This window comes from Micromonospora sp. NPDC049139 (genome assembly GCF_055586845.1).
Window position 1 is genome coordinate 109,078 of record NZ_JBVJHK010000007.1, and the last position, 11,559, is coordinate 120,636.

Genomic DNA, 11,559 nt, shown 5'->3' on the forward strand with positions numbered 1-11,559 from the left:
TCGCTGGGAGGCGTGGCATGAAGAACCGTCCTCGGGGCGGTCTGGGGCGGGGCCTGGGGGCCCTCATCCCGACCGGACCGGCGCCGACCGCCGACCCCGCCACGGCTGAGCCGGCGGCACCCGCCAGCGATGCTGTCGGCACGCCTGCCGAGACGACGCCATCGCCGGTCAGTCCGCCCGTCGCGGCGCAGCCCGAGCCCGCGCTCAGCCCGGTCCCGGGCGCCCGGTTCGCCGAGATCCCGGTCGACATGATCGTGCCGAACCCGAAGCAGCCCCGGCACATTTTCGACGAGGCAGCTCTGGAGGAACTGAAGACCTCGATCCAGGAGGTCGGCTTCCTCCAGCCGATCGTCGTACGTCAGCTCGACGACGAGAAGTACGAACTCGTCATGGGCGAGCGGCGCTGGCGGGCCGCGCAGGCGGTCGGGCGGGAGAGTATCCCCGCCATCGTCCGGGACACCCGGGACGACGCCATGCTCCGGGACGCGCTGCTGGAGAACATCCATCGGGCCAACCTGAACCCGCTGGAGGAGGCCGCCGCGTACCAGCAGTTGCTGGAGGAGTTCGGCGCCACCCACGAGGAACTCGCCCAGCGGATCGGCCGGAGCCGCCCACAGATCTCGAACACCATCCGGCTGCTCAACCTCCCGGCGCCGGTGCAGAATCGGGTCGCCGCCGGCGTGCTCTCCGCCGGCCACGCCCGGGCGCTGCTGAGCCTCGACGACCCGACGGCGCAGGAGCAGTTGGCCAAACGGATCGTCGCCGAAGGGCTCTCGGTCCGCGCGACCGAGGAGATCGTGATGCTGGCGGTGAGCGACGACAGCGCCGGCAAGAAGGAGACGGCCAAGCGCCGGCCCAAGCCGCACGCGCCCGCGTTGACGGATCTGGCCGACCGGCTCTCCGACCGGTTCGACACCCGCGTCAAGGTGGACATCGGCCGGAGCAAGGGCAAGATCACAATCGAGTTCGCGACGGTCGACGACCTGGAGCGGATCGTCGGCCTCATCGGCGTCGGCCAGGAGGAGGAGCCGGAGGGCTGACCCTCCGACCGCCGGCCGCGTGACCCCACCGGGCCACGCGGCCGTTCCATGTCCGACGGTGGCGTCCACCCGCGGCGGTACGCCTACCCTGCCGGCGCCTCCGGCGGCGCGGCGTAACCAACGCCACCGACCGTGCCGGGGTGCCCCCTCATTCGAGCGCCAGGAGCCTGAGGTGGGCCCGCCCTACCCGGACCCTGCTCGCTCGCGCTTCCGGCGCTGTGGGGCAGCAGGAGGCGTTTCCGTCCGCCCCCCAAGTGGCCCCTGCCTGGATCAGGGGTGTGGACGTTGGTGGTAGCGGTGGCTCCCCGGTTTCACGTGAAACCGGGGAAGCCCGCCAGGCGGCTTGCGGTCGTGGACGCTGGTGGCGGGGCGGCGGTCTCCCTTCGGTCACTGACACGTCCGGTGCTGGTGGGTGTGGCTCGTGAACCTGCGCGCACCGGCTCCACGAACCTTGAACCTGGAAGGCGGGAGTTGCGCTGCCACCGAGGCTGCCGAATCTCGGGCTGTGCGGTTTCACGTGAAACGGTGCAGCGAACAGGTGGCCGCGCCCGCGCCGTTTTTCAAGGGAGGTGGGCCGGTGAGGCTGGGCCACGCCCGTCCTCCGCCGCCCTTCGGAAGCTGCCTCATGGCACCGCCGCCCCCTCCCGGTCCGGGTCTCGGCACTTGGCCCCGGCTCCCGGCCGTCGGTTCCGCCCACGCCTTGTCCCCGCCCCGCCGGGCCCCTTGATTCCCGACCAGTGCCTGGCTGCCATATTTCGGCACCTGACCCCGGCCTGTGCAGCCCGGCCTGTGCAGCCCGGCCTGTCCAGCCCGGCCTGTGCAGCCCGGCCTGTGCAGCCCGGCCTGTCCAGCCTTGCCTTCGGCGTATGGCCCCTGTCTATGGTGCCCGGCATCGGCCTGTGCGGCCCCAAGCTCCGTTGCCTGGCATCGGCCTGTGCGGCCCCCGCCTCCGCGCCTGGCCCACCTCTGGAGCCCGCGACACCTGCTTCCCGGGCCGGCTCCGGCAGCGATTGGAGGAGTCCAGCTTCCCCACCCGGACCCCGACCCCGGGCGACCCGACCCCGGCTCCCGGCTCCCGGCTCCCGGCTCCCGGAGCGTGGCCCCATCCAGCCTGCGGCTCCGACGCTGGCCGCCCGGCTTCCCGCTCCGGCCCGGCGCACTGGCCCCGCCGACGAGCTGATGAAGCCGAGCGGGACGGCGTCGGGCGGGACGTCGACCCGTACGGCGTCGACCCGTACGGCGTCGACCGGAACGGCGTCGACCGGAACGGCGGATGGCGTTGACGGCGCGGAGAGGGTCGACGACCGAGTGCGCGAAGGCTCGCGCGACGTCCCCGGGGCGGCCGGCGTTTCACGTGAAACGGCTGCCCTCTCGTGGCACCCGGACGGTGCGGATCGGGGCCGAAAGTTATCCACACCAGTTATCCACAGCCGGGCCTCGTTTCACGTGAAACCCCGCGTGAAACCCGTTGCTGGCCTGTGGATGACGGGGTGTGTTCCGGGTCTCAGCACCCTGTGGATAGCTGTGGACAAGCCCCTTGGGTGGCCCTCTCGCGGCTGCCGGCACAGAGCCGCCGTCGGCTCTTTCGGGTAGGGACACCGGTGCCGGAAGCGGTTAGTGTCAGCGTCGTGCGCGACACCCCTCCCTCAGTCCCGGACTTCGCCCAGTGGCCGTCCTTCCCCTTCGAGGGCGACCTCCGCGTCAAGCAACTCGATGATCCGGTCCCGGTCGAACCGCCCCGCAAGGGCGAGGGGCACCGGGAATGCACGGCCTGCAACGCCCCCGACGACGCCTACATCTGGGTGGGCGAGCGCTGGCGGGTGCGCGCCATGGACCGCCCCACGGGGCTGCCGATGGTGCTGATCCTGGAATCCCGCTCGCATCTGGACCTCGGCGACCTGCCGAACCTGCTCGCCGCCGAGCTGGGAGTGATGACCGTACGCCTGGAACGGGCGATCCGGTCCCTGGACGGGGTCGCGAGGGTGCACGTCAACCGCTGGGGCGACGGCTCGGCGCACCTGCACATGTGGTTCCTCGCCCGGCCCTACGGTCGACTCCAGCTCCGCGGGACCTTTCTCTCCCTGTGGGACTCGATCCTGCCGCCCATCTCCGAGGCACAGTGGCGAGAGAATCTCGCCCTGGTCGCGGCCTGGCTCGCGGAGTTCGGGGGGCGGACCCTGGCCGAGCCGTCGCGCATCCAGTGGCAGGCCCCGTCCAGCTTCACCGGGCAGCCCTCGCCTCGGGACGACGCCACCACCGGCGAGGCGGTGTCCGTGATCGAGTCCGCCGAGGAGGCGTACGTCCCGGCGGCCGACAGCCGGGAGGCCGACGCCGCCGCTCCGGAGGGCAGGCAGTCCGACGACTGACGCGGCACGGGCGGCCACCCGAGGTCGCGGGGTGGCCGCCCGTGCCGGCGGAAGGAACGGACGGTCAGGCCCGGCGCGTCGCGGCGCGCGCGACCAGCGTCCCGATCATCTTGCCGAAGTCCAGACCGGCGGCCTGCACGGCGAGCGGCAGCAGGGAGGTCTCGGTCATCCCCGGCGAGACGTTGACCTCCAGCACGTGCGGCTGCCCCGCCGAGTCCACGATCAGGTCGACGCGGCTGAGGTCGCGCAGGCCGAGCGCGGTGTGGGCGGCCAGCGCGACGTCGGCGACCGCACCGGCCACCTCCGGCGCCAGTCGCGCCGGCGTGTGCCACGTCGTCCGGCCGGCGGTGTAGCGGGCGGCGTAGTCGTACACCCCGTTGCGGGGCACGATCTCCACCGCAGGCAGGGCCTGTGGCCCGTCGCCCAGGTCGACCACGGAGACCGCCACGTCCATGCCGGGCACGTACCGCTCGACCAGCGCCGTCTGGTCGTACGCGAAGCAGCCGACCATCGCGGCCGGGAGGGACGCGGCGTCCCGGACGACGGCGGCGCCCAGCCCCGAACCGCCCTGGGCGGGCTTCACCATGAGCGGCAGCCCCAGCCGGTCGACGATGCGGTCCAGCACCGCCACCGCGCCCAGCTCCGAGAAGCGGTCGTGCGGGAGGGCGACCCAGTCCGGGGTGGGGATGCCCGCCTCGCGGAGCACCGCCTTGGCCGACGGCTTGTCCCAGGCGAGCCGGGACGCGCGGGCGTCGCACCCCACGTACGGGACACCGCAGAGGTCGAGCACGCCGCGCAGCGAGCCGTCCTCGCCGGTCGCGCCGTGCAGGGCGATGACGACGGCGTCCGGCGGGTCGACGGTCAGGGCCGGCAACAGGGTCACGTCGGCGTCCCGCAGCTCGGCCTCCATCCCGACGGCGCGCAGCGCGTCGAGCACCCGGCGGCCGGACCGGAGCGAGACGTCACGTTCGTAGGAGAGCCCGCCGGCGAGCACCAGCACCCGCAGGTCGGCGGTGACGGCGGAGTCGGTCACGACGGAACGGTCGGCAGCGGTGGGAGCCATGCCGGAATCATGCCAAGTCGGGACCCGGCGTGTCCGAGCCGGCCTGCCCCCGCCGCGATCCGGGGCGGCCGACCGCGCCGAACACCCGCCGCATGGCGATGTCCTGCTCCATGACGCCGGCCAGCCGGCGCACACCCTCGCGGATCCGCTCCGGGGGCGGGAAGGAGAAGTTGAGCCGCATGTTGCCGCTACCCGTGCCGTCGGCGTAGAAGCCGGTGCCCGGCACGTACGCCACACGCGCGGCGATGGCCCGCGGCATCATCGCCTTCGAGTCGAGGCCGTCGGGGAGGGTCGCCCAGACGAAGAGGCCGCCGCCCGGCGTCGTCCAGGTGGTGCCCGCCGGCATCAGGTCCTCCAGCGCGGCGAGCATCGCGTCGCGCCGTTCCCGGTAGACCTCGCGGTAGACCTTGAGCTGCTCCCGCCAGGGCATGGTGCCGAGGTAGGTGGAGACGGCGGCCTGTGCGTAACCGCTGGGGCAGAGGATCTGCGCCTCGCTGGCGATCACCAGCTTGTCGCGGACGGCGTGCGGCGCCAGGATCCAGCCCACCCGCAGGCCCGGGGCGAAGGTCTTGGAGAAGGTGCTGAGGTAGAAGACCCCGTCGCGGCGCCGCGCGCGCAGCGGCGCGGGCGCGTCCCCCTCGAAGCCCAGCTGACCGTACGGGTCGTCCTCGACCACCAGGAGGCCGGCGCGCTCGCAGATGTCGAGCACCCGTTCCCGCCGCTCCTCGGTGAGCGTCACGCCGGTCGGGTTCTGGTAGGTGGGGATGGTGTAGAGGAACTTCACCCGGCGGCCGGCGCGCGCCTGCTCGGCGATGGCCGCCTCCAGCGCCTCCGGGACCAGCCCGTCGTCGTCCATCGGCACGTGCACCACCTGCGCCTGGGCGGCCTGGAACACCCCGAGCGCGCCGACGTAGGTCGGGCCCTCGGCGAGCACCACGTCACCCGGGTCGAGGAAGAGCCGGGCCACCAGGTCGAGCGCCTGCTGCCCACCGACGGTGACGACCACGTCCTCCGGGGAGGCGCCGCAGGCGGCGTCGATGCCGGAGAGCGCCATCACCTCGCAGATCCGCTCGCGCAGCTCCAGGGTGCCCTGACCGATGCCGTACTGGAGGGTGGTGACACCGTGCTCGGCGCCGAGCCGGCCGAGCATCTCACCGACGGCGTCGAGTGGCAGCGCCGCGATGTAGGGAGCGCCGCCGGCGAGCGAGACCACCTCCGGCCGGCTGGCCACCGCGAAGAGCGCGCGGATCTCCGAGGCGGTCATGCCCCGCACACGGCGGGCGTACCGGTCGGTGTAGTCGTCGAGCGTCGTGCCGGTCATGACATCACCTCGATGGCTGCTCGGGTGGATCCCGCCCCGGCGTACCCGGGACACCGGCGACCATGGCGACGCGGGACGCCGGGTGTCGATCCTAGTCGCCCCTGCCAGGAAGGCCGCTACGACGTGACCAGCGTCCACATCGCGGACCACCGGTGGCCCTCCCGGAGGTGGTCATTCGTGCGTCCCCTCCCGTGGCGTCCGGAACCGGCGTACGATCGCTCGTCGGGGGCAGGAAGGCGGCGTTGTCGTTCCGTGCCGGTCTCACCTCCGAGCCTAATGTGGGGATGCGCCAATGTCGCGACGTCTGGTCAGCTTGACCCTCGACACCCTGGAGGACGTGCCCCGTCCGTGCCGGCAGTGCGTCTACTGGGAGCTTGACCCGGTTTCGGCGGACCGGGCCTGCGCCGCGGGCGACCCGGGGCTGGAGAAGGAGGCATGGGTCTCGCAGACGCTGCTGGAGTGGGGGTCCTGCGGCAAGCTCGTCTACGTCGACGGCATGCCGGCCGGCTACGTCCTGTACGCCCCGCCGGCCTACGTGCCCCGCTCGATGGCGTTCCCCACCTCCCCGGTCTCGGCCGACGCGGCGCTGCTGATGACGGCCAACGTGGTGCCCGCCTTCGCCGGTGGCGGGCTGGGCCGGATGCTGGTCCAGGGGGTCGCCCGGGATCTCACCAAGCGCGGCATCAAGGCGATCGAGGCGTTCGGCGACGCGAAGTTCGGTGACGCGGCGGACCCGGCCGGCACCTGCGTCGCCCCGGCCGACTTCTTCCTCTCCGTGGGCTTCAAGACGGTCCGCCCGCACCCGCGCTTCCCCCGCCTCCGGCTGGAGCTGCGCACGGCCCTGAGCTGGAAGTCCGACGTCGAGTACGCGCTGGAGAAGCTGCTCGGCTCGATGAGCCCCGAGACGCTGCTCCGCCCGGTCCGCCCGGCCCCCGCCACCCGCTCCACCGCCGGCTGACCACGCCGACCGCCCACCCGGTCCACGACACCATCGGGCCGCTGCCGGTCCACGCCCGCCCGTCCGCGACCGCGCCGACCGCCGTTCAGTCCACCACCGTGCCGGCGGCCACGACCGCCCGCAGCTCGCTCACGTCGATCGAGCCGGTGGGCACGTCCCGCTCCACGGGGAAGAACATCCGCTGCACCGCGGCCACGACGGCCTCGGCCACCAGGTCCCGGAACCGGGGGTCGACCAGCCGGGCCCGGTCGCCGGGCGAGGTGAGGTAGCCGACCTCGACGCGTACGGCCGGCATCCGGGTCAGCCGGAGCAGGTCCCACGCCTTCGCGTGCGTACGGCAGTCGCGCAGCCCGGTACGGGCGACGATCTCCCGCTGCACGAGCCCGGCGAGCCGTTCCCCGGTCGCCGAGGTGACCCCGTTGTCGGTGCCGTAGTGGTAGGTCGCGACGCCCTCGGCCGCCGGGTTGGCGTGCCCGTCGAGGTGCAGCGAGATGAACACGTCGGCCCCGAGCGAGTTGGCCAGCCCGGCCCGGTCGACGTCCGGCAGGCAGTCCTCCGGGGCCGGCCCGCGGGTGAGCTGCACCCGGACGCCGGAGGCGGCGAGCCGGCCCTCCAGCCGGCTGGCCAGGTCGTGCACCAGGTCCGCCTCGGTCCACCGCAGCCGCCCGTCCGGCACCACCACGCCCGGGTCGGTGCCCCCGTGACCGGGGTCGACGACCACGGTCCGCCCCACCAGCGTCGGGCCGGACTGCCGGATGGCGTCGGACTCGCGCAGCCACTGCGGCCGCCCGCCGACGACCTTGCGCCCGAGCCGGCGCAGCGCGTTCATGGTGTGCGGCCCGCACGAGCCGTCGGGCGTCAGCCCGACCTCGCGCTGGAACTGGGCGACCGCCCGCGAGGTCCGTACGCCGTAGATCGCGTCCGCGCGACCCACGTCGTACCCCATCTCCAGCAGTCGTTCCTGGAGCGACCGGACGTCCTCGCCGGTGAGCGGCTCGGGGACCGAGTGGTAGAGGGTGCGGGCGCCGAGCCGCCAGCGGGCGGCGTCCAGGGCCCGCCAGGTCTCCGCGCCGACCCGGCCGTCCACGCTGAGCCCCCGGGACTGCTGGAAGGCCCGGACGGCCCGTTCGGTGTGGGCGTCGAACTCGTCGACGTCGGGTGCCATCGGCGCGAGCAGGTCGAGGCCGGTCAGCACCGTACGGATCTCGGTGACCGCGGGTCCACGGTCACCGGGTCGGATCGGACGCACGCACGACCCCCTCTGCACGGACGCTGGCTGGCCGGGCGGCCCCGGGGTTGAGGTTATGCGTTCCGGGGACCTCAGGTGGGCGCGCCGGGAAAAGACGTCGACCCCGTCCCCCGGGCGGACCGGGTACGGGGTCGACGTGCGTACGTGCAGATCAGAGCGCCGATTCGATGAGCCTGACCAGCTCACCCTTCGGCTTGGCGCCGGCGATCGACTGCACCGGCTCGCCGTTCTTGAACACGGTGAGGGTCGGGACGGACATCACCCGGTACGCGCGGGCGGTCTCCGGGTTCTCGTCGATGTTGAGCTTGACGATGGTGACCTGGTCGCCCATCTCGCCGGCGATCTCCTCCAGCAGCGGCGACACCTTGCGGCACGGCCCGCACCACTCGGCCCAGAAGTCCACCAGAACCGGCTTGTCGGACTTCAGCACGTCGGCGGCGAAACTCGCGTCGGTGACCGACTTCGTTGCTCCCACTATGACCCTCCTCCGGAGTTTTCGGTTGTTCAGCCCTGCAGCGTGGCGATGAAGCGCTCGGCGTCCAGCGCGGCGGCGCAGCCCGTACCGGCGGCGGTGATGGCCTGCCGGTAGGTGTGGTCCACCAGGTCACCGGCGGCGAAGACACCGGGCACGCTGGTCCGGGTGCTCGGCGACTGGACCTTCACGTAGCCCTCGTCGTCCAGCTCCACCTGACCCCGGAAGAGCTCGCTGCGCGGGTCGTGGCCGATGGCCACGAAGACGCCGGTGACGTCGAGGACCTTGGACTCGCCGGTGTGCGTGTTGCGCACCCGTACGCCCGAGACCTTGCCGTCGTCGCCGAGGATCTCCTCGACCACGGTGTTCCACTCGACCTTGATCTTTTCGTTGCCCAGCGCCCGCTCGGCCATGATCTTGCTGGCCCGGAAGGAGTCCCGGCGGTGGATGATGGTGACCGACTCGGCGAACCGGGTGAGGAAGCTGGCCTCCTCCATCGCCGAGTCACCGCCGCCGACGACCACGATGTGCTGGTTGCGGAAGAAGAAGCCGTCGCAGGTGGCACAGGACGAGACACCGTGGCCCAGGTACTCCTGCTCGCCGGGGACGCCCAGCGGACGCCACGCCGAGCCGGTGCTGAGGATGACGGCCCTCGCCCGGTAGGCGGTCTGACCCACCCAGACGGTGCTGACCGCGTCGGAGCCGACGCTGCCGGTGTCCTTCAGCTCCACCCGCGTCACGTCGTCGGTGAGGAACTCCGCGCCGAACCGCTCGGCCTGCTTGCGCATGTTGTCCATCAGCTCGGGGCCGAGGATGCCGTCGGCGAAACCGGGGAAGTTCTCCACCTCGGTCGTCGTCATCAGCGCGCCGCCGGACTGCACGCCCTCGATGATGAGCGGCTTGAGGTTGGCGCGCGCCGCGTAGACCGCCGCCGTGTAACCGGCCGGCCCGGAGCCGATGATGATCAGGTTGCGGACCTCGTCCACTGCCGTCTCCCGATAGGTGTTGTTCGCCATCGGCGCGCGCACCGATGCCGATCCGATGCCGACGCCCCTCGCGGTGCCGGCAGTCTGATGTGCAGAACGTCATCGTAGGAACCGGGGATTCCCGAGCCGGTCATCCGGTGGGTCAGGTCACGTGGACGGTCAAACGTCCGGTGGCCGCGAATTCACCCTACCCGCGTGCGGTAGCGGCTGTCCGAGCCGGATCCGGGCACCCCGCAATCCGGTCCGCTCACCCAGGCCCAGTGGGCGCCGCTGTTGTCGGTGAACCGGACGACCAGCGCTGGGCGGCCCTGGAACCGGGCGTAGTCGACCACCTCGACCACCAGCGGCCCGCCGCCGTGCTCGGCGCCGATCTCGTCGATGCAGTCGCTCAGCGAGGCCGGGTCGGTGAGCCGGTCGAGGCCGACCACGTCGCCGGGCAGCCGCCCACCCTCCGCCTGGGCATCGGGCCGGGGGCCGGCGCTGAACTGCTGTGCCCTCATCGTCGGCGAGACGTCGGCCAGGGACTCGGGTTTGTAGTCCCTCCCACTGCGGAGTGTGGGCTCGCCCGCCCGGAATGGCGTGCCGGCGGGGCCGGCGACCTCCGGTCTGGTCGGCCGGGACAACGCCGTGTCCGCGGCGCCGTCCCCCTGCTCCCCGGTGAACTGGCCGATGCCCAGCCCGACCGCCGCGATCGACGCCGCGGCGAGCGCGACCGGGCCGGCCAGCCGGGACCAGCGGCGGCGCCGTCGGCCCGGCCCCGTGGTCGCGCCCCGGCCGGGCTCCGAGCGGGGTACGCCGGCAGGGCGCCGCGCGGACCCGCCGAGCGGCTGCGCCGGCACAACCCCGCCCGACCTGCCCGTTCCCGGTTCGTCGGCCGGCACCGCGTCGCCGCCCCCGGAGGGGGAGCCGACGGCCTCGGAGCGGGCCGGCTCGGAGTCGTGTGGCTCGGGATGCACCAGATCGGAGCGGGCCGGCGTCGGGTCGAGCGGGCCGGAGTCGGGCGCGGGGGCGTTGGCCAGGGCCGCGACGAGCCGGTCGGTGACGTCCGTGGGCATCTCGGGGGCGGGGCCGGCCCAGGCGGCGGCCAGGTCGGCCCGGACGCTTGCCAGGGCCGGGGCGAGCAGCGCGTACGCCTCCGCCCAGGCCGCGTCCTCGTCGACCAGGCGGGCGACGCGTGCTTCGTCCGGGGTGCCGTCCAGCGCCCCGCCGACGTAGTCGGCGAGCAGGTCGTGGTCGACCTCTCCGAACCCCCCGGCCGTCACGCGTCCTCCTGGTGGGCATCCCGCCGGGACCGTCCCGACCCCGATCGGACGCCCTCGGGCGGTCGCGGGTTCCCTTCGGTGACGGCCGGCACGTTGGGGCCCGCCGCCGGGGCGGGCTGCGGCGACTCCTGCCGCTGCGGGGCGGGGCCCGGCGGCTCGGACTGCTGCGGGGCGGGCCGGGGGCGCAGGTGCCCGAGCTGCGTTGCGAGGCGGGCCCGGCCCCGGGCGCACCGGCTCTTGACCGTGCCCTCGGCGACGCCGAGGATCCTGGCCACCTCGGCCACCGGGTAGCCCTGCACATCCACCAGGATCAGCGCCGATCGTTGCTCGGCCGGCAGCCCGGCGAGTGCCTGACGGACCACCAGCGCCGTGTCGTGGTCGTGGACGGGAGCCGCCGGCTCGACGCCGCCCGTGGCGGATTCGGAGCCGCCGTCCCGGACACCGTCCGGCAGCGGAACCGTGGGATGCGCCTGCCGGCGCCGGATCCGGTCCAGGCAGGCGTTCACGACGATCCGGTGCAGCCAGGTGGTGACCGCCGAGTCGCCCCGGAACCGGCCGGCGGCGCGGTGGGCGGACAGCAGCGCGTCCTGGAGGGCGTCGGCGGCCTCCTCGCGGTCGCCGAGCGTCCGCAGCGCCACCGCCCAGAGGCGGTCGCGGTGCCGGTGGAACAGCTCGGCGAAGGCGTCCCGGTCGCCCGCCACGTGGGCGTGCAGGAGTTCCAGGTCCGTCGGCCCGGCCGGCGGCACGGACGACGCGACCGGTGGGCCGCTCGCTCCGCCCACCGGTCCACCGCTCGTCCGCTCCCCGCGTACGCCCATCACCACGTCCGGCGGGTGCGGTGC

General features: G+C 73.5%; 9 protein-coding genes and 1 pseudogene. 3 read left to right on the forward strand and 7 right to left on the reverse strand.

All coding sequences use genetic code 11. The features are described from left to right. Positions 1–17 precede the first annotated feature (17 nt). Positions 18–1,040: a ParB/RepB/Spo0J family partition protein gene (locus ACZ6Q9_RS15475; RefSeq protein ID WP_393457643.1), complete on the forward strand. Its 1,023-nt coding sequence runs from the start codon at positions 18–20 to the stop codon at positions 1,038–1,040. A 1,628-nt stretch (positions 1,041–2,668) separates the two neighbouring features. Further along, positions 2,669–3,379, forward strand: a pseudogene (locus ACZ6Q9_RS15480) (hypothetical protein); the annotation flags it as partial. A gap of 91 nt (positions 3,380–3,470) precedes the next feature. Here ACZ6Q9_RS15480 and ACZ6Q9_RS15485 read toward each other — a convergent pair. Both ACZ6Q9_RS15485 and ACZ6Q9_RS15490 read right to left on the reverse strand, forming a co-directional pair. Beyond that, a complete protein-coding gene (locus ACZ6Q9_RS15485; RefSeq protein ID WP_393259532.1) occupies positions 3,471–4,469 on the reverse strand; it encodes a D-alanine--D-alanine ligase family protein in 999 nt (332 codons plus the stop codon). 7 nt (positions 4,470–4,476) lie between these two features. After that, positions 4,477–5,790: an aminotransferase-like domain-containing protein gene (locus tag ACZ6Q9_RS15490; protein WP_393457649.1), complete on the reverse strand. Its 1,314-nt coding sequence runs from the start codon at positions 5,788–5,790 to the stop codon at positions 4,477–4,479. Between the two features lie 292 nt (positions 5,791–6,082). Between ACZ6Q9_RS15490 and ACZ6Q9_RS15495 the strand changes: the two genes are divergently transcribed. Then, positions 6,083–6,748, forward strand: a complete 666-nt coding sequence (locus ACZ6Q9_RS15495) for a GNAT family N-acetyltransferase (protein WP_357450258.1) — start codon at positions 6,083–6,085, stop codon at positions 6,746–6,748. A gap of 85 nt (positions 6,749–6,833) precedes the next feature. On the opposite strand, the gene ACZ6Q9_RS15500 is transcribed toward ACZ6Q9_RS15495, so the two are convergent. From ACZ6Q9_RS15500 to sigM, 5 genes are all read right to left on the reverse strand, one after another. Continuing rightward, positions 6,834–7,997 carry an N-acetylmuramoyl-L-alanine amidase gene (locus tag ACZ6Q9_RS15500; protein WP_393457652.1) on the reverse strand — a complete coding sequence of 388 codons (1,164 nt, stop codon included), beginning with the start codon at positions 7,995–7,997 and terminating at the stop codon, positions 6,834–6,836. Between the two features lie 151 nt (positions 7,998–8,148). After that, entirely contained in the window at positions 8,149–8,472 is a 324-nt protein-coding gene (trxA, locus tag ACZ6Q9_RS15505) for a thioredoxin (protein ID WP_132235478.1), read from the reverse strand. A 29-nt stretch (positions 8,473–8,501) separates the two neighbouring features. Continuing rightward, complete coding sequence (gene trxB / locus ACZ6Q9_RS15510; protein WP_393260640.1) at positions 8,502–9,455, reverse strand: thioredoxin-disulfide reductase; 954 nt, start codon at positions 9,453–9,455, stop codon at positions 8,502–8,504. A gap of 182 nt (positions 9,456–9,637) precedes the next feature. Next, a complete protein-coding gene (locus ACZ6Q9_RS15515; protein ID WP_393259527.1) occupies positions 9,638–10,717 on the reverse strand; it encodes a hypothetical protein in 1,080 nt (359 codons plus the stop codon). After that, positions 10,714–11,535: an RNA polymerase sigma factor SigM gene (gene sigM, locus ACZ6Q9_RS15520; protein ID WP_393259526.1), complete on the reverse strand. Its 822-nt coding sequence runs from the start codon at positions 11,533–11,535 to the stop codon at positions 10,714–10,716. Before sigM ends, ACZ6Q9_RS15515 begins: the two co-directional genes overlap by 4 nt. Between the last annotated feature and the right edge of the window lie 24 nt (positions 11,536–11,559).

Excerpts from the sequence above, each read along its gene's own strand:
- ACZ6Q9_RS15475 (WP_393457643.1), top strand. The coding sequence starts at position 18 with ATGAAGAACCGTCCTCGGGGCGGTCTGGGGCGGGGCCTGGGGGCCCTC.
- ACZ6Q9_RS15485 (WP_393259532.1), bottom strand. The coding sequence starts at position 4,469 with ATGGCTCCCACCGCTGCCGACCGTTCCGTCGTGACCGACTCCGCCGTC.
- ACZ6Q9_RS15490 (WP_393457649.1), bottom strand. The coding sequence starts at position 5,790 with ATGACCGGCACGACGCTCGACGACTACACCGACCGGTACGCCCGCCGT.
- ACZ6Q9_RS15495 (WP_357450258.1), top strand. The coding sequence starts at position 6,083 with ATGTCGCGACGTCTGGTCAGCTTGACCCTCGACACCCTGGAGGACGTG.
- sigM (WP_393259526.1), bottom strand. The coding sequence starts at position 11,535 with ATGGGCGTACGCGGGGAGCGGACGAGCGGTGGACCGGTGGGCGGAGCG.